24 protein-coding genes are annotated in these 23,619 nt (G+C 62.2%); 11 read left to right on the top strand and 13 right to left on the bottom strand.

The genetic code is table 11. The features are described 5' to 3' along the window. Positions 1–155 precede the first annotated feature (155 nt). The gene (locus H281_RS0117950) at positions 156–848 is read right to left on the bottom strand and encodes a phosphatase PAP2 family protein (protein ID WP_020068532.1); all 693 of its coding nucleotides are present in this window, start codon (positions 846–848) and stop codon (positions 156–158) included. Between the two features lie 479 nt (positions 849–1,327). Next, entirely contained in the window at positions 1,328–2,749 is a 1,422-nt protein-coding gene (locus H281_RS0117945) for a UbiA family prenyltransferase (protein WP_020068531.1), read from the bottom strand. A 211-nt stretch (positions 2,750–2,960) separates the two neighbouring features. On the opposite strand from H281_RS0117945, the gene H281_RS0117940 reads away from it, so the two are divergent. Then, positions 2,961–3,140 (top strand): hypothetical protein, encoded by a 180-nt coding sequence (locus tag H281_RS0117940; protein ID WP_020068530.1) that lies wholly within the window; start codon positions 2,961–2,963, stop codon positions 3,138–3,140. A gap of 194 nt (positions 3,141–3,334) precedes the next feature. After that, positions 3,335–4,894, top strand: coding sequence for an ABC1 kinase family protein (locus H281_RS0117935; RefSeq protein WP_027804716.1), 1,560 nt, complete (start codon positions 3,335–3,337; stop codon positions 4,892–4,894). Between the two features lie 95 nt (positions 4,895–4,989). Here H281_RS0117935 and H281_RS0117930 read toward each other — a convergent pair whose 3' ends face one another. Further along, positions 4,990–5,994: a L,D-transpeptidase gene (locus H281_RS0117930; protein WP_020068528.1), complete on the bottom strand. Its 1,005-nt coding sequence runs from the start codon at positions 5,992–5,994 to the stop codon at positions 4,990–4,992. A 268-nt stretch (positions 5,995–6,262) separates the two neighbouring features. Between H281_RS0117930 and nadE the strand changes: the two genes are divergently transcribed. Next, positions 6,263–7,123: an ammonia-dependent NAD(+) synthetase gene (nadE, locus tag H281_RS0117925; protein WP_020068527.1), complete on the top strand. Its 861-nt coding sequence runs from the start codon at positions 6,263–6,265 to the stop codon at positions 7,121–7,123. A 140-nt stretch (positions 7,124–7,263) separates the two neighbouring features. Here the strand turns inward: nadE and H281_RS0117920 are convergent, their stop codons facing one another. The 6 genes from H281_RS0117920 to H281_RS0117895 all read right to left on the bottom strand — a co-directional run bounded on the left by H281_RS0117920 (position 7,264) and on the right by H281_RS0117895 (position 12,559). Further along, complete coding sequence (locus tag H281_RS0117920; RefSeq protein ID WP_020068526.1) at positions 7,264–7,530, bottom strand: RNA-binding protein; 267 nt, start codon at positions 7,528–7,530, stop codon at positions 7,264–7,266. Between the two features lie 5 nt (positions 7,531–7,535). Further along, a complete protein-coding gene (locus H281_RS36885; RefSeq protein ID WP_020068525.1) occupies positions 7,536–7,682 on the bottom strand; it encodes a hypothetical protein in 147 nt (48 codons plus the stop codon). Between the two features lie 289 nt (positions 7,683–7,971). Beyond that, positions 7,972–8,331 (bottom strand): hypothetical protein, encoded by a 360-nt coding sequence (locus tag H281_RS0117910; protein ID WP_020068524.1) that lies wholly within the window; start codon positions 8,329–8,331, stop codon positions 7,972–7,974. Between the two features lie 154 nt (positions 8,332–8,485). After that, positions 8,486–9,124, bottom strand: a complete 639-nt coding sequence (locus H281_RS0117905; protein ID WP_020068523.1) for a hypothetical protein — start codon at positions 9,122–9,124, stop codon at positions 8,486–8,488. 163 nt (positions 9,125–9,287) lie between these two features. Beyond that, positions 9,288–10,943: a S10 family peptidase gene (locus tag H281_RS0117900; RefSeq protein WP_020068522.1), complete on the bottom strand. Its 1,656-nt coding sequence runs from the start codon at positions 10,941–10,943 to the stop codon at positions 9,288–9,290. Next, positions 10,940–12,559: a S53 family peptidase gene (locus H281_RS0117895; protein WP_020068521.1), complete on the bottom strand. Its 1,620-nt coding sequence runs from the start codon at positions 12,557–12,559 to the stop codon at positions 10,940–10,942. The genes H281_RS0117900 and H281_RS0117895 overlap by 4 nt, the downstream gene beginning before the upstream one ends. 308 nt (positions 12,560–12,867) lie before the next feature. Here H281_RS0117895 and H281_RS0117890 point away from each other — a divergent pair, with 308 nt between their 5' ends. Beyond that, positions 12,868–13,377, top strand: coding sequence for a DUF1993 domain-containing protein (locus tag H281_RS0117890; protein ID WP_020068520.1), 510 nt, complete (start codon positions 12,868–12,870; stop codon positions 13,375–13,377). A gap of 82 nt (positions 13,378–13,459) precedes the next feature. On the opposite strand, the gene H281_RS0117885 is transcribed toward H281_RS0117890, so the two are convergent. Beyond that, entirely contained in the window at positions 13,460–13,780 is a 321-nt protein-coding gene (locus H281_RS0117885) for a YnfA family protein (protein WP_020068519.1), read from the bottom strand. A 172-nt stretch (positions 13,781–13,952) separates the two neighbouring features. Between H281_RS0117885 and H281_RS0117880 the strand changes: the two genes are divergently transcribed. Continuing rightward, on the top strand, positions 13,953–14,126 hold the full coding sequence (locus tag H281_RS0117880) for a DUF1289 domain-containing protein (protein ID WP_020068518.1): 174 nt from the start codon (positions 13,953–13,955) through the stop codon (positions 14,124–14,126). Positions 14,127–14,143: 17 nt separating this feature from the next. Here the strand turns inward: H281_RS0117880 and H281_RS0117875 are convergent, their stop codons facing one another. Next, positions 14,144–14,809 carry a LysE family translocator gene (locus tag H281_RS0117875; RefSeq protein ID WP_020068517.1) on the bottom strand — a complete coding sequence of 222 codons (666 nt, stop codon included), beginning with the start codon at positions 14,807–14,809 and terminating at the stop codon, positions 14,144–14,146. A gap of 155 nt (positions 14,810–14,964) precedes the next feature. Between H281_RS0117875 and H281_RS0117870 the strand changes: the two genes are divergently transcribed. Together H281_RS0117870 and H281_RS0117865 are read left to right on the top strand one after the other, a co-directional pair. Next, positions 14,965–15,432 (top strand): Lrp/AsnC family transcriptional regulator, encoded by a 468-nt coding sequence (locus H281_RS0117870; RefSeq protein WP_020068516.1) that lies wholly within the window; start codon positions 14,965–14,967, stop codon positions 15,430–15,432. 67 nt (positions 15,433–15,499) lie between these two features. Next, complete coding sequence (locus H281_RS0117865) at positions 15,500–15,751, top strand: hypothetical protein (protein ID WP_020068515.1); 252 nt, start codon at positions 15,500–15,502, stop codon at positions 15,749–15,751. A gap of 108 nt (positions 15,752–15,859) precedes the next feature. Here H281_RS0117865 and H281_RS0117860 read toward each other — a convergent pair whose 3' ends face one another. Both H281_RS0117860 and H281_RS0117855 read right to left on the bottom strand, forming a co-directional pair. Further along, positions 15,860–16,336, bottom strand: a complete 477-nt coding sequence (locus H281_RS0117860) for an OsmC family protein (RefSeq protein WP_020068514.1) — start codon at positions 16,334–16,336, stop codon at positions 15,860–15,862. A gap of 87 nt (positions 16,337–16,423) precedes the next feature. Further along, positions 16,424–16,774 (bottom strand): hypothetical protein, encoded by a 351-nt coding sequence (locus tag H281_RS0117855; RefSeq protein ID WP_020068513.1) that lies wholly within the window; start codon positions 16,772–16,774, stop codon positions 16,424–16,426. Positions 16,775–16,976: 202 nt separating this feature from the next. Between H281_RS0117855 and H281_RS0117850 the strand changes: the two genes are divergently transcribed. From H281_RS0117850 to H281_RS0117835, 4 genes are all read left to right on the top strand, one after another. Beyond that, complete coding sequence (locus H281_RS0117850; protein ID WP_020068512.1) at positions 16,977–18,980, top strand: bifunctional DedA family/phosphatase PAP2 family protein; 2,004 nt, start codon at positions 16,977–16,979, stop codon at positions 18,978–18,980. 360 nt (positions 18,981–19,340) lie between these two features. Then, complete coding sequence (locus tag H281_RS0117845) at positions 19,341–20,630, top strand: DUF3300 domain-containing protein (RefSeq protein WP_020068511.1); 1,290 nt, start codon at positions 19,341–19,343, stop codon at positions 20,628–20,630. 20 nt (positions 20,631–20,650) lie between these two features. Beyond that, positions 20,651–21,595: a DUF2950 domain-containing protein gene (locus tag H281_RS0117840; protein ID WP_020068510.1), complete on the top strand. Its 945-nt coding sequence runs from the start codon at positions 20,651–20,653 to the stop codon at positions 21,593–21,595. 203 nt (positions 21,596–21,798) lie between these two features. Beyond that, complete coding sequence (locus H281_RS0117835) at positions 21,799–23,562, top strand: methyl-accepting chemotaxis protein (protein WP_020068509.1); 1,764 nt, start codon at positions 21,799–21,801, stop codon at positions 23,560–23,562. Positions 23,563–23,619 lie beyond the last annotated feature (57 nt).

The raw sequence follows: 23,619 nt of genomic DNA, 5'->3' as shown, positions 1-23,619 counted from the left end.
ACCTGGAGAAGGACGGCGCTCATCTCGGCTCTTATTCGCGCAGCGAAACACTCACGTCACTGCATGCTACGTGCGGGATAAGAGTCGAGAGGGCCGGCATTCGCGTAACGCGCTCCGCTTGAATCGTTCGGTCCACCGTCTGAATGACAAACGAATCAGACAACCTTGAAGACGGAAGTGGCGAAGGCTCTGATTTCATCGAACTGGGTAACGAGCTCCAGGCACAGCACGAATCCCAACATGGCCGATGGTCCAGGATTGCGCTCGATCCAGCGCAACATGGGCGTCGCGTAATGCGCTCTCACGGAATCGCGAGTCATGATGTAGGTGATGACGATGCCAATCGCGGCTCCGGCCAACAGGTCGGTTGGGTAATGGAAGCCGAGGTAAGCGCGCGGCATGCAAATGAATATTGCAACATACAGCAGCGCAAGAATGCCAACGCGGCGAGAAACAATGAAGATGCCTACCGCAACCGACATCCACAACATCGCGTGATCGCTCGGGAATGAGCTCCACGCTGATAACAAGCTTTCGCTTTGCGGGACAACTGGGAAATGAAGATGCAGGTCGGGCGAAAACGCCGGTCGCGTGCGGAACGGTAAAAAATGCGCCAGAAGTCTTCCGGCAAGAAGAGCCAATAGCCCACTCACGGTAGTCGCAATGACGACTTCACGCCGCCATTGCCGACGCTCGGCCGACTGAAACCATAGCCACCATAAAACGGGAATCAGTACTAGACCTTTGAATGTGTACATGTCCGCGATGGCTTGCACCGCATGATTGCACAGGACACAAGAATGGAATCCGCTAAAAAAAGTCTCGATGCTCGTGTCGAAGCTATTCATTTTTCGCGTAGACAATAAGGTACGTACTGGGACAGGACGGTGACCATCCGTCTTGCGGAGTAGGCCCGCCCAACGAGTCGCTTTGCTGCCTGCGGTACACCCAGATTATGTTATTTGCCACCGTACGATGCCGGGAACCGGCTCCCGAATGCGCGCTGGCGCACGCAAGAATGAAGAAAAATCTCCGCTCGGGCCGCAAAATGCGGAATGCTTTCAGATTGCCTCAGCCTATCTAGTCGACGTCAGCCGATTAATCGCCGTCATCGGGCATTGCCACTGATCACAACATATCGTGCGAAGTACCCGCACAGGCGGGGAACATTTACGGCCGGAAAAGCGCGCGCCGCAGCGCCCGCACTTTTGAAGGAAGATATGGGCATCCCGCTTGCTCACAGATTTAACCGAGGAGGCGCTTATAGCAACGGAGCGCTGACGAAAAGAAAAGAGAAATCCAGTTGCATCGATTGAATGCTCAGAGGTCAACTTGCCGCTATCACCGTCGCCACGCAAAGAAATACTACGAGCAAGCTCAGGCGATTCTTGATGGTGAAGACAATTGGATCGTCATGCATCTCGCCGCGAAAGGCTAACATCCATACACGGCTGATCCAGAAGAGCAGCAGTCCGAATAGAAACCACAGTGCGTGAGGATGTCGATAAAGCACGCGTACATCGGACGAGTTCATATACAGCGCGAGAACCAGTACTGCGACGTAACCGGAGGCCGTGCCGAACGAACGCAGAATGCCCAGATCCTGCGTGACGTATCCGCGCCCCACTGCGCAGACTTTTGCTTCGCGTAATAGCGCGTCGAGTTCCGCATAGCGTTTGACCATGGCGAGGCTCAGAAAGATCAGAATCGAAAACATGATCAACCAGTCGGAAAGCGGGATGTCCCCCGCGGCGCCGCCGGCCACGACGCGCGCGGTGTAAAGAGCCGCGAGAACAAAGACGTCGACAAGCATGAACCGTTTTAGCCTGAGCGAATACGCAAGCGTGGTCGCAAAGTAGCCGGCCAGTACCAGCTGAAAAGTAAAAGGCAGCAGCAGAGCAAATCCCGCAGACGCGATAAGAAGCACACATCCGAGAAGCATGCCGAAAGCCAGCGACAACTGTCCCGACGCAAACGGCCGATCGCGCTTGTGCACATGGCGTCGATCCGCGTCGAGGTCCAGCATGTCATTGAGCAGATATACAGACGAAGCGCAGAAGCAGAAAGAAAAAAATGCAATGACTTCGGCTTGCAGCGTGTCTGCTTCGGTAAATCGGTGTGATGCAAGCAGCGGCACAAAAATCAGGAGATTCTTGACCCACTGGTAAACACGCATTTCCCTGACGGTAAGCGCGATTAGCGATCGCCGATCCTCAAAGAAGAGAACCTTGTGATTGACCCTTTCGGCCGCCTCGGCAATCTGGCGCGTCCCTACAACGATCGCCCGTCTACATTGCTTCCACACCGGCACGTCACATAGCGCGTTGCCGCAATAGTCGAAACCGTGCGGACCGAATTCTTCGGACAACGCATAAGCTTTATGAACACCCGACAGATTGTGGGCGTCAGTGCTTGCCAGAATCCCTTTGAAGAAGCCGAAATACGAGGCTATCTCTTCAGCGAACTTGCGGTTTGCAGCGGTGCATAAATATAGATCTCTGCCATACGACCGTTCTTCTCGCAGAAACTCCACGAGGCGCGCGTTATAAGGGAGCAACGTCACGTCGATGGCGGCACGCTGAGCAATCTGCGCCTTCAGATGAGCCTTGCCGCGCAACAGCCAGCCAATACATAAGAACGCGTACAGTGGATTTCGTTTTACAAGCACGAGGAACGATTCCACCAGGAGGTCGGTGCTCGTCAGCGTTCCATCGAGATCGACACAAAGGGGTACGCTCGCTTCGGCCATCATTTCCTCGTGTGAATGTGTTTGGATGCTCGATACGTTCACGCAACGCGCACTGCATACACTTCCCTCTCCGAGAATAGTGGTCTAGTTGTTCCGAACTGTGCGCCAGAACACATTTGTCACTGCGTCGTTAAAAAAACTGTCATAAAGGCTGCAAAGCAATTTTCTTCAGGTTTCCTTAAGTTTTTCGCCATACCATCGTGGCGGATGTATGTTCTCCGCTGTGCCGCACGAACACTATTTCGAGAACTGCTCTCCTCAGAAAACAGCGGCGCTCACACGTGTCGCTTATGTGGGTCATGAGCTTGGTTCGTTCTTCCTGCATGTGCTCGATACCGAATCGATCAGCGCAATCGCGAGCATCATTGGCTTCGAGAAAAACCAGCGTTGAAGTTCGAACAATGGTCAGATGCGATCATCAAAGAGCGCATAGCGAGACTGACGCGTCCAGCACGCTGCCTCCATAGCAAGACCGGGCTGCCGGTTCGCAGAAGCGCCCGTCGGCGCGCATTCCTGATAATCTGATTGTCCTGGCCCCGCGGCGCCCAGTTCTTGTGCGCCGCATTGCCGCCAATCGAACTGCCGATGCCCCCACTGTTTCGCCGCTTACTCCTGCTCTACCACGCACTGCGTTACGGCGCGCGCCTGATCTGGCTCGCCGCGCCAGCCAATCGCAAGCTGCACTGGCTGGTCGAGCTTGTCGGCCGCGTGCATTCGTCGACACGCAGCGCGCGCAGTGTTCACAGCCTGCTGCCCGCGCTCGGCCCACTGGCGGGTCAGTTCGCGAAGACGCTGGTCGAGCGCCCGGAACTGGCAACCTCGACATTGCACGACGCGATCGATGCGATCGATCATATGGAAGCGCCGCTGCCGCCGCGCGAATCCGAGGAAGCCTTGACACGAGCGTTCGGCCGGCCGCTCGCGACCCTCTTCAGCGCGGTCGACCTGATACCGGTGCGCAGCGGCTTCGCCGAACAGACGCATTTCGCGCGATTGCTGATGCCGGTCAACGGTCATCGCGAGGTGGCGATCAAATTGCTGCGTGCCGAACAGTTGCAGCAGATCGGCGACGAGCTTGCGCTTTTGCGATGGGTCGCCCGCTGGCTGGAAAAACTGTCGAGCACCGCACGACGCCTGCGGCTGCGGGCGCTGGCTCAAACCTTCGCGGACGAGATTCAGCGCCGCTTCGACCTGCGCGCCGAGGCCGCCAACCTGAGCCAGACCGGTCATCATTTCGAGGGCGACACGCGCCTCGTCGTACCCGACGTTATCTGGGATCTTTGCACCAGTCACACGCTCACGATGCAGCGCATCGACACGCTGCCGGCTACCGACCTGAGCGGTCTGCACGCGCATCAGGTGAAGCTCGCACCGCTCGCCGCGCATATTGTGGAAGTGGTGACCGAGCAGGCATTCGAACACGGCTTCTTTCACGCGACGCTTGACGCGCGACGGGTCCGCGTAAGCGTCGAGCCCGATTCTTTAGGACGACTCGTGCTGGCGGAATTTTCGATCATGTCCAGCCTCTCGACCGGCGAGCGCGAGTTCTTCGTTCATGGCGCGACCGCCCTGTTCGAGCAGGACTACGGCCGGCTCGCAGAACTGCACCGCGACGCTGGGCACGTGCCGCATCAGACTCGCCCCGAAATGCTCGAAGCTGAATTGCGTACCCGAGCCGAAGCGCATTTTGCGGCGGCTGCGCAAGATCGTTCCGCCGGGTCGCTCTTCCACCAACTGCTGCACGCGGTGCTTCCGTTCGATGGTGTTGTTTCCGGTCGGCTCGCCACCGCGCAACGATCGTTCCATCAGGCGGAGATGCTGGCGCGCGCGCTGCATCCGGGCGTTGATACCTGGAACATCGCGCGGCGCGTGCTCGCGGACATCGCGCGGCGCGACGTCGATCATCGCGGCTGGTTCCAGCGCATTTCACGCGAGCTGCCGCATCTCGCGCATATGCTGCCACGCGTGCCGCAACTGGCCGTGCGCTATCTGCAGCACGAACACGACCGCGCGCGCTCGCCGCGGCAAAACGCCCAACTGCTCGCCGACATCGGTCGCGAATATCGGCGTACGCGGGCGCTGTTGTGGGCGTGCGCTTTGTGCGGCGGAATACTTGGCGCGGGCACGATGTTGCTGATGCGTTGACGGATGCGGTGATGCACTGATGGCATGGCGTCGGCGGCACTAATGCGCGGACCGCATGGCGCTCAAGACGCTGACCGCCGACCAAACGCCGCGTATCAATCCGCTGTGTCCGCCCCCGCCGGCACTTTGGCGCGCGTCCTGGCGTCGGGCGCCGGCGCCCACGCTGGACGAGCCTTGCGCGCCGAATCCACCACGACGATATACCGTCCTGCCCACGGCATGATCTGCCGATCGCTCTTCAACACCCACAGCGATTTGCCCGAGTCGACGAGCGCCTCATATTCCGCGTCGAGGATCCCGTAATGATCCAGAAAAGTGTTGAGCGATGCCGGGATCCGGACGCAACCTTTCGAGTGGCGCACGCCGAGCAGCGGCTCCAGCCGGTCGGGGTCGGTGGCATGCATCTGGAATCGCATCTGCGAGATCCCGCCCTTGCCCCAGCCGCGCTCTGCCTGCGCCCAGCCCAGATCGAAAATGCGCATGTCACGCTTGCCGTAGCCGCGGATATGGTTCTCGTTCTCGGTGCCTTCAGAGCGGAAATCCATGTTGGACGGCGTGTGCTCGAACACGCCGAGCGGCGTGACGAAGTGGTCGTACTCGCCTGGCCGTCCGGTGGACACGGGCGACGCGCCGATCATCTGCCAGGCGTCGGCGGGCGCCGCGCGGAAATAGATCAGGAGCGCCTGCACGTTTGCATTGCGGTCGACCATCACGACGTATTCCCCGGACAGTTCGCCGAGCTCGTGCTCATGCAACGCCGTTTGCAGACGAGCGGCGTAGGCGCGCTGCTCGGAGGCTGGTACGTTGAGCCGTCGCGTGACGTGGCGGGCGAATACATCCCGCAACGCGAATGCCCGGCGCGGGTCCACGCCGCCGGCCGCATCGGGTGCCGCGACGGACGACGCATCGACGGAAAACGCCGCGTCGCTCGTTGCCGCAGGCGGCCCGGCAGCGAAGGCCGCACAAGCGGAGACGGCAAGCGCGAGGCCGCATGTAAGCTTGCTCAACCCGGCAAAGGTGGATAGCGCCTGGCCAGGCGTCCGCCGCATTACGCGATACGACTCACGCGCGGCGCGCGACAAGGAAAATGCATATGGCATACAGCCGGCTTTGCACTGGGCGGCGACTCGTGCAAAAGTCGGACAGACGAATACAGGCGGGCGAGGCCGCTTGAGATGGTTCATCGCGGGTTCGCACTGATGTGATTATTATTGGTTGCTCGCAGGTTGATGCGGCTCTCGGAACGAGGATGTTACTCAGCGCATGGCAATCTGTCGATGGACCTTCGGCGGGTCCGCTACGTGCTCGCCACTGTCGCGCTGAAGTTGTTTCTTTGACATTGCGCCCGGGCGCGAGGAGCACAAGATCATGAAGCAAACCGATCCAGCCGCGATTCAAGCGGACATCGCCGCCGAAATGCACGTCACTGCCGAGTTCGACGCCAACGCGGAGATCGAACGCCGCGTCTCTTTTCTCGCGAACTATTTGCGCAGTAACGGCCTGAAAGCGTACGTGCTGGGTATCAGTGGCGGCATCGATTCGACTACGGCCGGGCGCCTCGCGCAACTGGCCGTCGAGCGGTTGCGGGCCGCGAACTACGACGCGCGTTTCGTCGCGATTCGCTTGCCTCACGGCGAGCAGAAAGACGAAGCCGACGCGCAGCAGGCGCTGGCCTTTATTCGCGCAGACGAGACCGTGACCGTGGACATCAAGCCCGCCGCGGACGCGATGCTCGCGTCGCTGCATCAAAGCGGCCTGCCGTTCGCGGACGAAGCGCAGGAAGATTTCGTCCACGGCAATATCAAGGCACGGCAACGGATGATCGCGCAGTACGCGATAGCCAGCACGCGCATGGGCGTGGTGATCGGCACCGACCACGCGGCCGAGTCGCTAATGGGATTTTTTACGAAGTTCGGAGACGGCGGCGCCGATGTCCTACCGCTCGCCGGGCTCAACAAGCGGCGGGTGCGTGCGGTCGCGAAAGCACTGGGCGCCTCCGACGCGCTCGCTCACAAGGTGCCGACCGCGGACCTCGAAGCGTTGCGCCCTCAACGGCCCGACGAAGACGCCTACGGCGTTCCATACGAAACGATCGACGACTTCCTGGAAGGAAAATCCGTAAGCGATGAGGCACGCAAGATCATCTTGCGTTTTTACGAGATCACGCGGCACAAGCGCGCGTTGCCGTACACGCTGTTCGATTGGCCGGAGGTAGAAAGCGGAGACTGAGACGGCAAGAGCCGCTGAGCAACACAGCGAACACCGGTTGGGCGCGCCGCCGGCTCAAGTCTTGAAACGCCGCTTTCTGCGCATCGTCCGCGCCCTACTCGCACCTTCGCTGCCGAAGACACCAGAGGAAGGCCCGGCAGTCACTGCGCCGGTGGCGGCTCGTCGGTGAATAGATCGGCGCTCGCCTCGAGCACCATGCCGCCCAGCTGCTTGCCATGAATCTGACGCGCGATGACCTCGCCGACATACGGCACCTGCGCGTCAAGTTCGACCGTGGCATAGGCGCCGGGCGTGCCGGCGTCGACAACCTCGACATTGCGAGCGTAGTGCCCCAATTCGCGCTGGAGGAATTCGCGCACTTCCTGCTCGCTGCACGACGGCGCGATGTTGCGCACGATCAGGTTCATGCGGCCTACCCGCGGCGGCTACTGCGATCGGCGGAATGTGCGTGCACGCGGCGCAATGCGGCACGCTGTCTGGCCTGCGCGGCGGCGAGTTCACGGATGAGTGCGGCGCCCGCTGCGCCAAGCGCGGCCAATGACAGGTAGAAGGCAATCATTCGAATCTCCGGTAATTGGGCTGGCCCTGTTTCAGAAAGCCACTTGCGACCATGCATGCAGCACGTCACGGCGTCCTGGAGGACACCGCGTTGAAGACGCAGTCAGTGCACTGTACCTGAACAGCGGAACATTCGCTGGGTAGCGAAGCCGCATGCTCCCTGGGTGCGCCGGACTATGGACCGCGCTTCTGGGCATGCGGAAGCGGGTCGCAAGAAACGGACCGCCGCGTCAATCACCGCAGAGATTACGCCGGGGTGCAACGCGGCAACCTGGCTTGTCGCGGGAGGATCAGTCCGCCTGTTGAACGTTGGCTGCGCTGACCCACCACGCGTTCTTGCCTTGTGGCAGTTCGACCAGGACGGCCGACGGATCGTCGACGCCGTCGTCCGCAACTTCGCACACTGCAAGTCCATCGGGTAGATGCTTCACTTCGCCGGCAGACTGGAACAGCGCGACGCGTTGCGCATTCAACGGACGCAACTGGCGATACACGTCGAAGCTGATGGCTGCAGGCACGTCGCCGCGAATTTGCAGCGCGTCGGCTTTACCGCAATGAACCGGCTCGGCGGCGAATACGGACGCGCTGCCGGCGGCACACGCGAAGGTCAGTGCGGCAAGCGTCGCCGCGGCAAGAGGTGAATGGGTCATGATGATTCTCCAGGAATAAGTCAGGTGGTGCGATGAACGGCAAGCGACTCACGGGCGCACGTTGAAAGAAAACCCTCTTCCATCTGCACACGAGCGCGGCCAGGTCCATGCGAACGAATTTGATCAGCGGCACGCGGCTTCCGGGAACACAGCCTCAAGGCTGCGAGCCATGTCCGGCTGCCCGCCCGCTCTCGGCGCTGGTGGCGACGTCCAGCCGGCTGACGTCGCACGAGGTCTGGCTGAAGCCCGAATAGACCACCGACCAGTCGCCGACAATCGCCGCTTGCGCTTCCGCGAGACTGATCTTGCCCTCGCAGACGCAGCGCTTGAGCATGACCGCCGCGCGCGCCTTCCGGCGCTCGCCCTGGCGGCCCGCCCACGGCAGCAGACCGAGGTTGGAAGGCGCGTCCGGCGAACCGCCGAGCACCACGGGTACGCGCCTGTCCAGCGCGAAATCGGCGCCGTCGTCGGCGTCGATGCCGCGCTCGGCAAGCATCCGCTCCTTGTGCGCCATGAGTTCATCGAACGGCGGCGCGACCGCGCTGGCATAGCCCGGGCGGCATATCGTTTCGCCGATCGATTGCTGCGTGACGCGTTCGTCGAGCATGCGCGCCTCCTGCGCATACGCGCCACCAACTCGCAACGCGAGAAGCGCGGTGGCGCTCAGCGCCACGGCAAATCGCAACGAGCGCGGACGCCAGGACGCAAGCGCGAGCAGATGTGCCCTGAAGATCCTACCTATGTGGTCGCTGGAATAGCCGCTGCGACGCCTGTCTGCAATTTCTGCGTTCATTCGTCGGCGCGCCTGCGGAGGCACGCAATAGTCAATTCGCAAGGTAATTAAAACACATTCAATACGCATGCGAAAAAAATGCTTGTCCGCCGGATGCACGGCGCGCGTTGCGATGGACCTTCCACGGCGACGCAATGCCGCCGCGGACCCACCACCGCCCGACCTACTGTGCCACGCGAGCCTGCAGCGCCCGAATACGGCTGAGCGCCTCGGTGTTCGCCACCGCCGAATCGTACATTGCCGCGAGATCCGCCTTCAACGCGGTACGCGAGCCGCCGTCGAGATAAATCATGTGACCCGACGGATAGAAGCGCGCCGAAAGGTTCTGCCGAACCTGCTGACTGAGCAGCGGCATCTGCTGCAGGTCGAGCACAGTCTGATAGAACGGCGTGACGAAATCGTAGAAGCCGTTTGCCGACAGCACCTTGAGGTCCGGATTCAGTGCCATGACGGCGGCCAGATCGCCGGCCGTGTATAGAATCACGTTGCCCTTGTCGTCCACGCCCTTTTGAGCACCGGTCGGGTCGATATGGCTGAAGTCCCAGAACTGGAACGCCTGATCGTTGAGGTCCGTGAACGCCGAGTTCGACGTGTATTTCAACTGCTCGTTCAGATAGACGTTCCACATCGTCGTGTAGACGCCCGAGACCGCCGTCATGGTCGGATCGTTGCCGCCCGAGTTGGGATCGACCTTGCCGGCTATGCCGGTTCCGATCGCGGTGACCCGGCCGTCGTATGCGCCAAGCACGAGACCTTGCGGCTTGAGCAGCGTGGTCAGAAATAGCGAATTGCCGCGGCTGTCGTACGACGCGACATCGAGGCTCCACGCAAGCAAGGTCGTCTTGTCGATGCCCGTGTATTCGGCGAGTTTCTCGACCGTCGCAGAATCGGTGGTCGGGAATTTGCGCAGCGCCGCCAGGTAGTCGGTGCGCGCGAACTGCGCGACTTCTTCAGCGAATGCGCCCAGATCGGTCGGCCGCGGCGCGATGCCGAGCTTCTTGTGATACCACGCGTCGGCGGCGGCCGTGGGCAGCGCGCCGACAGGATTGCCCGCCTGCGTGTAGTCGAGAATCGACGATTGCAGCGTAATGCCGTTCAGATCGACACCGCCTTCGTGCAGCCGGTAGGCGACGACGCAACTACGCGCCGTGCCGTACGACTCGCCGAACAGGTATTTCGGCGAATTCCAGCGGTTGTTCTTCGTGAGAAAGCGCTTGATGAATTGCGCGATCGAATCCGCGTCCTGGTCGACGCCCCAGAAATCGCGGTTCTTCTTTGGCGCGATCGCCGCCGAATAGCCGGTGCCGACCGGATTGATGAAGATCAGGTCGCTTCTGTCCAGCAGGCTGTCGGGGTTGTCTTCTATCGTGTAGGGCGCGGGCGGCGTGAAGTTCGGCATCGACGTCTTGATGCGGCGCGGCCCGAACGAGCCGAGCAGCACGAACACCGCGGACGAGCCCGGTCCGCCGTTATAGAAGAAGGTGAGCGGCCGCGTTTCCTCTTTCTGGTTGTCTTGCGTGAACGCGACGTAGAACATCCGCGCGGCGGGTTCCGAACTGCTCGGGTCGACGATCACGAGATGACCCACCGTCGCCGTGTAATTAATCTTTTTGCCGTCTATCGTAACCGAGTGATGCGTGATCGCGGCACTCTCGTCCGTGGCCGTTACGGAGTCGTCAGGCCCGTTGCCGTATGCAACCGGATCGAAGAAAGGCTGATCAGCCGGCTTGCGTTTCCCACCGGCCGCTGGGGGCGTGCCCGAGGTTTGAGAATTCTGCGACGATTGCGGACTAACGGACGTTGACTCTGTGCTTGTCATGATGACTCCCTGGGTACGTTCACGTCTTGTGCCGGTGCTGCGGATTCCTGCTGACTATATAGTGCTCCGGCCACTTTCTGACCATTGGGGCTGCCGAGTCCCGTACAGGCGTCCCAGCCCGCCGACGCCGCGAAGCTGCCGTTGTTGCCCTGCGTGATGTCGTTGCAGACGCCCGCCGCCTTATAAAGCTTCGGGTTCACGAAGCCCGCCGGCTTGCCTTTCGCCGCGTTGATGCGGGCAATCAGCGCGGCCCAAAGCGGCGCAACCGCGCTGGTACCGCCGACCACCGTTTGTGTGCCCGCGACGAGCACGGTGTAGCCGGTCAGCGGCGAGGCGTCGCCCGCGACGTCGGGCACGCCGCGCTTCGCAAGCGGCTTCTTGCCACCTTTCGACAGCGCAACCGACAAGCCCTCCTGCCAGGCCGGCAACGAAAAAGCGCCACTCACGCCTCCGCCGCCGGCGCCGCCTTGCGGGCCGTCGTTCCAGACCACCTCATGCGTGATGGACGTCCCCGATGCGCTCAGGCTCGTGCCGCCGCACGCGAGTACATACGGGCTCGCCGCCGGGAAATCGACCTGATCTCCCGCGCCCGCGCCGTCGCTCGATCCGCTATCGCCCGACGCGGCGCAGACCGTCACGCCGAGCGCGGCCGCGGTTTGCAGCACGCTGTTGAACGCCTTCAGCGACTGGCTGGTCCAGATGGATTCCGGGCCGCCCCAACTGATCGAGATGACCGACGGTTTGTTGACCGTATCGTGTACCGCACGGCTGACGGCGTCGATGAAACCCGCGTCGCTGTTCGGCGCGAAGTACACGGCAATGGTCGCGCCGGGCACGATTGCGCCGACGATCTCGATGTCGAGAGTAACTTCGCCGTCGGGACCGTTGGGGTCGCCAGTCGGCTCATTGCGCGCCTGATCGACGCTCACCGACTTCACCGTGGGCGACGGCACGCCGAGGCTCTTGAAGTACGACAAGAGGTCAGCCGGGTCATACCCGCCTCCCAGTTCGATGATGCCGACGCACTGGCCGCCGCCGTCGCCTTCGGGAAATTTGTAGAGAGACGCCAGCTCCAGCGGCGTGAACGAAGCCTGATGCGTCCGGGCCGGGCGGAACGGCGGGCGGATGCGAAAGTGCGGTCGTGCCTGCGGACGGTTGTCGAGCCCGAGCACCGCCTCCACGACGCCGTGCAGATCGTCGGGCACGTTGACCACGCCGGTACGGCCGCGAAATTCCCCGGCCGTATGGTGCTGATACTTTTCAAGCTTGACTCCGAACGCATTCTGGAATTGCTCAACGGTTCCGGAGAGCAGCACGGAGCGCGCGGCCGGGTCTTCACGCACCACGCTCAGGCCATGCGCAGCCGCGAATGCCTTGACTTTGGCGATGTCGTCGGGGGCTGCGCCATAGTCTTTGGCCAACGTCTCACGCGACAGCGGTTCCACGTTCGGGTCGCCTGCCTCTATGCGTTTCATCAGCGCGTCGAACTGCGCCTGCTGCTGGCGGCGCAGCATCACGAAAACCTCGATCTTTTCCGACGGATCGCAAGCTCCGATGAGTTTCGAACCTTGTTCTACCTTTCGCTCGCTTCCGGGCAGCGGGTGCTTGGTGGCCATGTGTCGACTCTCCTGTTGGCGTGACGGCGCCGGATGCACGAGGGACTGGCGGGGGCGCCCTGTCCGCTCTCTGCCCGACGACAGACGGCACGTTGCTGATTTCAAGGTGCTGCTTGCAGGACTTCGCAAACCTTCGGACCAATGCATTCGAACACAGTTCCGGCGCAGGCGGCAGTAGGCCGAATGGCTAACGCGGCGGCGCGTCATGCGCGGTTCGCGTCGCTCCGCTATGATGCTGCAGCGGCTATCCCGCCGTTACATTGCCTTACGCGCCGTCCGCGCGGGCAATCGAAGAATCAGAGGAACCCATGTCAATTTCGATGTATCAAGCATCACTGCCCGTGCTGATTCGCGGCCTCACCAATCTGCAGGCCATCCTCGGCAAGGCTCAGGCACACGCAGCCGAAAAGCAGATCGATCCGTCGGTGTTCACGAACGCCCGCCTCGCGCCGGACATGTTGCCGCTCGTGCGTCAGGTGTATATCGCAAGCGACACCGCAAAGGGCTGCGCCGCGCGTCTCGCCAATGTCGAAGCGCCCAAATACGACGACGTCGAACAGACCTTCGACGAACTGCATGCCCGCCTTCAAAAAACGATCGACTATCTGCAGGAATTCAGCCCGCAGCAGATCGACGGATCGGAGGAGCGCACAGTCACCCTGAAAATGCGCAACGGGCCCGTCGAGTTCACGGGCCAGTCTTATCTGCTGGGCTTCGTGTTGCCGAACTTCTTCTTCCACGTGACCACGGCGTACGGCATCCTGCGCCACAACGGCGTGGAACTCGGCAAGCTCGACTATCTGGGCGGGTTGAAGTAAGCGATTGGAATAGCGAATACGCTGGGGCCGCGCCGGAATCGCGCCGCGGTGCAGCGGCACCCGGGCGCGCCGGTTCACGCGCTCAGGCGCGGGGCTGAAATGCGATGATTGCCATGCCGGCCAGCGTCACTGCGACGCCGGCTGCGTCCCACAGCGTAGGCCGCACCTTGTCGACGCCCCATAGCCACAAGATCGCCACCGCCACATACACGCCGCCGTACGCCGCATACACGCGGCCCGCGGCGGTGCCGTGCAGCGTGAGCAGCCACGCGAAAAGCGCGAGGCTGAGTGCGCCCGGCACGAGCAGCCAGACAGAGCCGCCCTCTTTCAGCCATCGCCACGGCAAATAGCAGCCGATAATCTCGGCGACGGCGGTAATCGCATAAAGCAGAAATGTTTTCATTGAAGGCGAAGCGTGGCGGTTGTGTTCGTGTAATCGCCGGCCGGACATGGCCGCTGAATGACCGCTCCATCGGCGCTCTATCGGCTTTATTAACACAATCACTTGGCGCACAGGCATGCGTCATGCGAAAGTCGCCTCACCTCCTCTGCCCTCCACAACCTGTCCACCGGCTATGAGCACAGCATCGCCCTGTATCGACATCTGCAAATTCGACAGTGAAACCGGCTTTTGCATTGGCTGCTTGCGCACCCGCGACGAATGCAAAACCTGGAAGAAGATGAAGGACAAGCACCGCAGGAAAATTATCGACGACCGTTCGCGCCGCGAACGCAAACTGAACCGGTAGAGCCGGTCGCATTCGCGTCAATCGAGAGAAAGTCGCAGTGCGAATCCGATCAGCGCCGCGGAGAAGGTCCAGCGCTGCAACGTTTGAGCAAGCGGGTGCGCGCGCATCCATCCCGCGATCCGCGCGGCGCCGATCGCATACGTGAGGTCGAAGCAAAAGCCGACCGCGAGCAGCACCGAACCCAGCTCGATCATCTGCAACGCAACGGGCCCCGCCTCCGGACGCACGAATTGCGGCAACAAGACCGAACAGAACAGCAGCGCTTTCGGATTCAGCAGGTTGGTCAGCAAACCCTTGACGAACGCCGCCCGCAACTGCCGTATGCCTGCTGTCGCCGTTGCGTCCGTCGGGCGGTTAGCTTCGTCGCGCGCCGCGCCGCCTTCTGGTAAGGCGAACATCGGCGAGCGGAAAATCTGGATGCCGATCCACGCGAGATAAACCGCGCCGCCATAACGCACCACGTCGTACAGCCACGGCGCGTTGCGCAACAGCGCGGCGGCGCCGCAAGCGGAGAGCGTGACGTGAGTCGCACGCGCCAAACCGAGTCCGCAAGCCGCCGCAAAGCCGCTCCTCACACCGCGCCCAATACTGGTTTGGAGGATCAACGCCATGTCGGGCCCGGGTACGGCATAAACGACCAGCAGCGCGGCAATATAGACAGCAAGAAGGTGTGCGGAAATCATGGGAGCCTCGTTGTTTCGAGGCTCTATCTTGCTATTGTCGACGGAGGTTTTGCTGGCGAATTTCCGGAGTTCTGGCTGGAAATTTGGCGGAATGCGCTAACATCGCGCTGTTTCCGTAAGCTTCCCACTAAAACTCGAAAAGCGCCCGCCAACCCATGTCAACTGACCTCGATAAGACCGATCGCGCGATCCTCGCCGCGCTGCAAAAAGACGGCCGCATGTCGAACGCGAAGCTCGCCGAACTGGTCGGCCTGAGCGAAACACCGTGCGCGCGACGCCTCAAGCGTCTGGAGAACGACGGCTACATCGGCCAGTACCGCGCAGTGCTCGCACGTTCGGCGCTCGGCTTCGGCGTAGTCGCATTCATTCTCGTGCGCTTCGCCGTGCACGACAAAGATCTGGCCAACCGCTTCGAGCGCGAGGTGCAGGCCATACCGCGGGTGATCGCATGTCACAACGTGTCGGGCAGCGCGGACTATATCTTGCAGGTGGTGGCGCGCGATCTGGACGACTACGGCAGCTTCATGCGCGACCAGATGCGCAGTCTGCCGGGCGTGACGTCGGTCGAATCGGCATTGTCGTTGCGCGAAGTAAAGGCCGACGGCGGCTTGCCGCTATCGTGAGCCCGAACGTGGCATAGTCACGCCATTTCACGCGGCGCGCGCCGCAACCACGAACACGGAGTACCAAATGGACAACACCGGCAACATCGATCACGACAAAGCCCGCGCCGAAGAGAGCGCTGCAATGGAGCGCGTATTGACCGCGACGCAACGCGTGAAGACAGCGTTTGCATCGTTGCAATCGCAATTTCCGCCGGCCGGCAGCGGCAATCCTTCGCAATTCGCGCTGCAGACTTTCGACGCCGCGTTGCAGGAACTGGAAGACGCGCAGGCCGCGTTCGACGAACTGCTGGGCGATCTGCTCGACGGCAATCGCTAATGCGCTGGGAATGCCCCCGTGCGGTAGCGGCTCAATAGGCGCTTGATAGCGCGGCAAAGGCGCTAGCTTCCGCTGGCTTGCAGCCAACAGCGCCCGGCGATAGATCGCTCAGTCCGGGCTCGTCTCGATCACCGGCTCGCACAGAATCGGAAAGTTCACCGAGTTCGCGATATAGCACTTCTCGTGCGCAACGTGATGCAGGCGCCGCGCGAGTTCCACATCGCCGCCCGCCTGAATCACGACGCGCGGGCGCAAAACGATCTGCGAGAAGCGCCCTTGTTGCGGGCTGTCGAGCATGGTGCCCTCGGCGTGATCCTGGTACTGCACCACGGCAATGCCGGCGTCCGCGCACAGATGCAGATACCACAGCTTGTGACAGGCCGAAGCCGATGCAACCAGCAAGTCTTCGGGGTTCCACCGCTTTGCGTCGCCCAGAAACGCGGCGTCGGACGAGCCTGGAATCTCGGGCTTGCTTCCCGCCGCAATCACATGATCGCGGCTGTAGTCGCGATATCCCGAGGTGCCGCTGCCGAGGTTGCCTGTCCACTGCACGGAGACTTCGTATTTGTGCTCACCGTATGCCATGGGCGCTTCCTGTAGTCGAATGAACCGGTTGGTGGAACGCCCATTTTAAGCCGGCCGCGCCAGTCAATCCGGCCCTCGCGGCTCGATCTATCGCGGCGCCGGGGGCCTTCCGCTCAGGCTCGGTACGCGCGGATCGGGGTTCTGGTTCAGGCTCGTGCCGTTCGCACGCATGTTGTTCGGCACGCGGCCCGCGCCGGCACCCATCACGCCAATCCCGCCGGTTCCCGCAGCACCTCCCGGCGTTGCGAGGCCGGGCGTGGGCGCCAGCGTCGTGCCCGCTGCTCCACCGCCATTGGCGCTTCCTCCCGACGGCGTAGCGCTCAAGCCGCCAACGCCCGCGCTCGTGCTGCCCGACTGCGCGCAAGCCATTCCACTAAAGCCGGCGAAGCATGCCGCGATCAGCACCGTCCGCCCCACACCGCCAGTTGCGATTTTCATCTGCTGCACTCCGTTAGGTAACGCGCCCCTCGACCAGTATGACGAACCGTTGCCCACTTCGTTCACCGCCGTCACGGGTTCTACGGGACGAGTTACCCGGGTTCTCGCGCGACCGGCACCCGGGAAAAGGACAGCTTGGGGAATAGAAACGCTCCATGCGCGTTATGATCGATCGTTACGCCATAACGGCTGATCGCGCGCAATGGAGCAAGCCTACCTTCACCTCTTGCATCAGCTGGCCGGCCATCCGGAATGGATGCTCACGGTTGTATTCTTCGCGGCCTTTCTGGAGTCGGTCGCGGTCATCGGTACCTTCGTTCCCGGCAGCACCGCAATGTTTCTTGCGGGCGCATTGACCGGCACCGGCTCGCTGGGCCTCGGCTGGGTCCTTGCATGGGCAATCGTCGGTGCAATCGCCGGCGACGGCCTCAGCTTCTGGCTCGGCAGCCGCTACAAGAAGCGGATCGTCAAGCTCTGGCCCTTCTCCCGACATCCCGAAGTGCTCGAAGCGGGTTACCGCTTCTTCGACAAGCACGGCGCAAAGAGCGTGGTGCTCGCGCGCTTTGTCGGACCGCTGCGCGCGATCGTACCGGTGGTTGCCGGCATGCTCGGCATGTCGCCCGTGCGCTTCTACGCGATGAACGTGCTTTCGGCGCTGCTGTGGGCACCGGCGCATATCCTGCCGGGCGTCGTGTTCGGCGCTTCGGTGCTGCTCGCCGGGGCCGTCTCGTTCCGACTCGTGGTGGTCCTCGCGCTGCTCGTGGGCAGCGTCTGGCTCAGCTACCGCGCAGCGGCTTTCCTGCTGTCGCACGCCAACGCGTGGTCGAACGCGGCTGGGCGGCATCTCGGCAGCTGGGCTTGCCGTCATCCCGGACCGCTTGGCCGGGTCGCGCGAAGAATGCTGGACCCGCAAGCGCCGGATGCCACCAGCGTCCTGCTGGCGTCGCTGGTCGTGCTCGTGTGCGGCGCACTGTTCTTCGGCGTGCTTCATCAGGTGATCACCGGAGATCCGCTCACTCATGTCGACGAGTCCGTGTACCGCTTCATGCAATCGGTGCGCACGCCGTGGGGCGACACGGTGCTCGCCGCTCTCGCGACGCTCGGCAGCAGCGCGACGCTCGCCGCGCTGATCGTCACCGTTACGCTGTGGATGCTGCTGGAGCGCCGCTGGCGCACCGTGGGCTACTGGCTCGCGGCCGTCGTCTTTTCGCAGATGCTGATCTTCGCCTTGCAGTTCGCCATGCAGCGCGCCGCGCCCAACGCGCTCATGACGAATACCTACGCGTTTCCGAGCAACCACGTGGCGGCCACGGTCATCGTCTATGGGTTTCTTGCGTTCCTGCTCGCGCGGCGGGTCGGCATGCTCGAAGGATTGCTGGTGGTCACCGCGAGCACGCTCGTCGTAACCGTGGTCGCGCTTGCGGGCGTGTACTTCGGCCGCTACTGGGTATCGGATGCGATTGGCGGCGCCGCGCTCTCGTACGTGTGGGTGGCGATCGTCGCGCTTACTGCGATGTTGCGTCATCCGGAGTCGCCACCGGCGCGCAGCTGGATGCCGGCAATCGTCCTCGTGGTGGTGCTCGCCAGCATGGGTCTGCAGTCGGGTCTCGGCATGATGACGCCGCCCGGCACGCCAGCGCCTCTGCCGCTCGCACGCGTGACGCAACAACAATGGACGCTTTCCGTGTGGAAGCATCTGCCGTGCTATCGCTCGGATATGGGCGGCGACCGCAAGGAACCGCTCACGCTGCAATGGGTATCGGATGGCGACGCGATCCGCCGCCAATTGCGAAGCGAGGGATGGCTCGAAGGCACCGACGTGTCCGCCCATAGCCTGCTCTCGCTGGCCTCGCCGGACGTACCCGCGGTCGCTCTGCCCGTACTGCCGAAGCTGAACAACGGAGTGCCGTCGTCGCTCGTTTTCATGCGTCCCGGCGACACGCGCGCTGAGCGCGACGTGTTGCGCTTCTGGCCGAGCGGTTATGCGGTCGGCGACGGCGCGGCAGCCGTGCCGCTGTGGGTCGGCGCCATTGCGCATGAACGGCTATCGCATTCATCGTGGCCGCTCAACATTCTGCGCGTCGATAAACAGGTGTCGCCGTTCGAGACTCGCGTGAAGTTCGTCGAAGGCCTCGGCGTCGGGGTTGTCGCGACGGTCAGCTGTCATGGCGTGCCGGTATCGCTGCTTGGCTCCGTCGCAGAGTGACCCACCTTATTCGAACGACGGGTTGAGGCGAGCGCTGTATTGCATCGCAGATAAAAAATTCAGGACGAAACGCAAGCAGACAATTCGGCGTGTCTGTATTTTCACGACCTCCGGTTTTATGTCCTGAAGCAATAGATAAATCGTTCTCTTAGGTGATCGTTTCGCCAACTTCAACCTGAATATATTTTCCCGCGCATTGAAATTCCATATAAAAGCCGGTTAATAATCTGTCCATTGGCGCACTACCGGACTTCAAAACGCGTGCATGAAATGTTTCCTTCAGACGCCATGTCTTTCGGAGTCCGATATACGTTGTACGCCGTAATGACTTGACGCAGCTTCGAATAGGGAGAGTTCATCGTGAAACGCTCACGCGCAAACCAGAGAGCGACGCTGATCGCCCTCGCCATGCTGGCAGGTTTGCCGGTCATGCTTCAGGTCGCGGTTCCCGCGGCTCATGCGCAAACCGCAGCCAATGTGTCGAAGCAGCAACTCGATTCGCTCACCGCGCCAATCGCGCTCTACCCCGACGCACTGCTCGCCCAGGTGCTGATGGCATCCACCTTTCCGCAGGACATCGGGGCCGCAGCGGCCTGGTCGAAAGCAAACTCCAACATCAAGGGCGACGACGCGGTCAAAGCGGTCGCAGCAGAGCCGTGGGACCCGAGCGTGCAATCACTGGTGGCCTTCCCCCAGGTGCTTGCCACAATGGCCTCGAAGCCCGACTGGGTCGCGCAACTGGGCAATGCGTTTCTTGCGCAGCCGAACGACGTGATGGACTCCGTGCAACGGCTGCGCAAGCAGGCGCAACAGGCGGGTAATCTGAAGACCTCCGAGCAACAGAAGGTCATCGTCGAGCAGAGCACGATCCAGATCGTGCCGGCCAATCCGCAAGTCGTGTACGTGCCGACGTATAACCCGACTGTGGTCTACGGTGCGTGGCCCTATCCAGCGTATCCGCCCGTGTATGTACCACCGCCTCCGGGCTATGCGGTCGCGAGCGGACTCGCCGCGGGCCTTGCGTTCGGCGCGGGCATGGCGATCACGAGCGCGCTGTGGAGCGACGTCAACTGGAACAATCACAGCGTCAATATCAACGTCAACCGGTACAACAACGTGAACGTCAACCGGCGCCTCGATGTGAACAGCAACACGACCCGGTGGAACCGCGACACCACGTTCAACCGGAACGCGTCCGCGAATATGGGTAGCGCTCAGCGCGACGCTTACCGGGGGCGCGATATGTCGGCATCTCGCGCGCAGGCGCAACAGACCTTGCAGAACCGCACGGGCCAGAATCTGGGCGGGAGCGCGAGCGAGCGTTTGCAGGGTATCCAGCACGGCGGCGCCAACGCGAGCAATGTCCGGTCGAGCGCACAGAATGTAAATCGCGACAATGCGCTGCGCGGCGCCGGCAACGGCGCGGCGGCGCAACAGGACATGCACCGCGGACAAGAAAGCCGGCAAGCGCAAGCCGGCACTCGCAACGGCTTTGGCGCGGGCGGCGGCGGACAAGCGCGCGGCGGTAGCCCGGGTGCTGGCGGCGGAGGGCAGTCTCGCGGCGGCGGTTTTGGAGCGGGCGGCGGACAGCCGCACGGCGGCTTCGGTGCGGGCGGCGGCGGACAGCGTCACCTCGGCCGCCAACGTTGAACGATACCCAGGAGCCGCTCATGAACCGCATTCACTCGATCCGCGTTTTCCTAGCGAACGCCGCCGCAGGGCGCTCATCGCATCGTCTTGCCAGCGCTGCAATCGCACTGTCGACGCTGTTGTTTTGCACCGCACCGGCGCAGGCCCAAGCCGTTTATCCGACACCGGAAGCCGCCGCCGACGCACTCGTCGACGCGATCGCCACCAACGATCACGCGGCGATGCAGCACGTGCTCGGCACGAATTACAACCGCTTCATTCCGACGAAGGACGTCGGCGAAGAAGACATCTACGAATTCCTCGGCGCATGGGCTGCGGGCCATCGGATCGTGGACGACGCAGCGCCGCTTCACGGCCGCCCGAGCAAGCACCTGTCGGTGGGCACGAGCGGTTGGACATTGCCGATTCCGCTCGTGCAGGCGGCCAACGGCTGGCGCTTCGATCCGCCGGCGGGCAGCGACGAAATTCTGACGCGCAAGATCGGCCGCAACGAACGCGCAGCGATCATGACCTCGCTTGCCTATCTCGACGCTCAGCGTGACTACCGCGCGTCGACCGGCCACTATGCGCAGCGGCTGCTCAGCACGCCGGGCAAGCATGACGGTCTCTACTGGCCCACCGCCGAGGGTGAACCCGAGAGCCCGCTTGGCCCGCTCGCTGCCGCCATGCCGAAAACCGGCTCGTTGAGCAAGGACGGCTACCACGGTTATCACTTCCGTATTCTGACCGCGCAGGGACCGCACGCGAAAAACGGCGCACTCGACTACGTCGAGAACGGCGCGATGACGAACGGCTGCGGCCTTGTTGCGTGGCCGAGCGAGTATGGCAAGACCGGCGTAATGAGCTTTATCGTTAATCAGGACGGCCAGGTTTATCAGAAGAACCTGGGACCGAATTCGGCGCGAGAAGCGGCAGCGCTGAAAGCGTTCGATCCCGATCCGACATGGCAACCGGTTCAGCCTTGAACGGGCCGCGATTCATGAAACGCCGATGACGGCTGTAAGCATCGGCGCTATATATCCGGCAAATTTTGCCGGTCACCATCTTGCCGCCCTATCCACGCACCGGCCCGTCTCGGCGCGGCTTGACGTCGTCGATTACAAACACCCTTCAGTATTCCGTCAGGCAGTCGTAAACCAGACATACGCCTTTCTGAATGCGGACGGAAATGAAAAACATCAAGGTATCGACACGATTGCAAGCCGGCTTCGGGCTGTTGACGGCATTCATGCTGGTGCTCGCCGCCATTGCCTTCTACGGTCTCTCGGAACTGGACGCGAGTCTGGATGGCATCGCTCGCGTGAATAACGAGGAAACGCGTCTTGCGAACGAGTTGCGCTCGTCGATACAGGATCGCGCCATCGCGCTTCGCAACCTCGCGTTGATCAGCGATCCGCGCGATGTTGCGCAAGAGGCGGAACGCATGAAAAAGCAGGACCAGCTTTATGCGGACGCATTCCAGCAACTCTCACGTATGTTCGCCGAGCCCGGCACCGCGCCAAAGGAGCGTTCGCTGCTCGATCAGATCAAGCAGGACGAAGCCGCAGCGATGGCGCCGCAGCGCAAGGCGATGGACCTCGCACTGGCGCACGACACCGCCGGCGCGATGCAGGAACTGTTGCAGAACGCACGCCCGCCGCAGCGAGTGTGGCTCGCACGCGCAGTCGAGCTGGCGGCTCTAGAGGACCAACAGAATAAGGAAGCTCGAGAGAACGCTGTCGCCACTTATGCAAAGGTCCGCACGATGGTCGCGGTCATTGCGGCTATCGCCGTCCTGCTGGGCATTGTCACCGCCGCGCTGATCTCGCGCAGCATTCTGCGCCAGTTGGGTGGCGAGCCGAGCGCCGCGCAGGAAATGGCGGCACAGATCGCCGAGGGCAATCTCACCGTCAGCGTGCAAGTGGCACCCGGCGATCGGACGAGTTTGATGGCTTCTCTGGAGGCAATGCGCGAGAAGCTCACATCGATTGTGTCCGGCATCAAAACATCGGCGGAGTCGATTTCCGTGGCTGCCGGCGAGATCGCGCAAGGCAATCAGGATCTCTCGCAACGCACCGAGGAACAGGCCGCATCGCTGCAGCAAACCGCGGCCAGCATGGAAGAACTGACCTCGACCGTGCGCAACAACACCGATAACGCGCGCCAGGGCAGCACGCTCGCGTCGGCGGCGTCGGCGACGGCGGCCTCGGGTGGCGAAGTGGTTCAGCAGGTCGTGGCCACCATGCAAGACATTTCTTCGAGTTCGACCAAGGTGACTGAAATCATTTCGGTGATCGAAGGAATTGCGTTCCAGACGAATATTCTCGCCCTCAACGCGGCGGTCGAAGCCGCTCGCGCAGGCGAAGACGGCCGCGGCTTCGCGGTGGTTGCCGGCGAAGTCCGCACGCTCGCCCAGCGCAGCGCGACAGCCGCAAAGGAAATCAAGGACCTGATAGAAGCGTCGGTGTCTCATGTGACAAACGGCTCACAGCTCGTTGAAAATGCCGGTCAAACGATGGGCGAAGTGGTGCGCTCGGTCAAACAGGTGACCGACATCATGGGCGAAATAGCGTCGGCATCGTCCGAGCAGACGAAGGGTATCGAGCAGGTCAACGTGGCCGTCACGCAAATGGACGAGGTCACGCAGCAAAACGCGGCGCTCGTCGAGCAAGCCACCGCCGCCGCACAGGCCATGTCGGACCAGGCGGAAAGCCTTCGTGCGGCGGTGTCGATCTTCCGGGTCGACGCGGCACAGCAGGCCGTGCAAAGGACGGCGCACAGCGTTCGAATGAAGCCGGCGCGCGCCATTGCGACGTCGAAGAAACCCGTGCCGTCTCAGTCGAAACCGGTCACGACTTTCGCAAAAGCCGCCGTGGCGTCGCCCATCGCGCCAACGCAGCCCAAAGAACGCGAATTGCAGAGCGCAGGCGCGGACAGCTGGGAAACATTCTGAATTTTTCGCCTGATAATAAAAAACCGGCCTGCGGGCCGGTTTTTTATTGCTCCGGGC

Source organism: Paraburkholderia caledonica, assembly GCF_000383275.1.
Taxonomy (GTDB): Bacteria; Pseudomonadota; Gammaproteobacteria; order Burkholderiales; family Burkholderiaceae; genus Paraburkholderia; species Paraburkholderia caledonica.
This window is presented reverse-complemented; position numbering and strand designations above follow the sequence as displayed.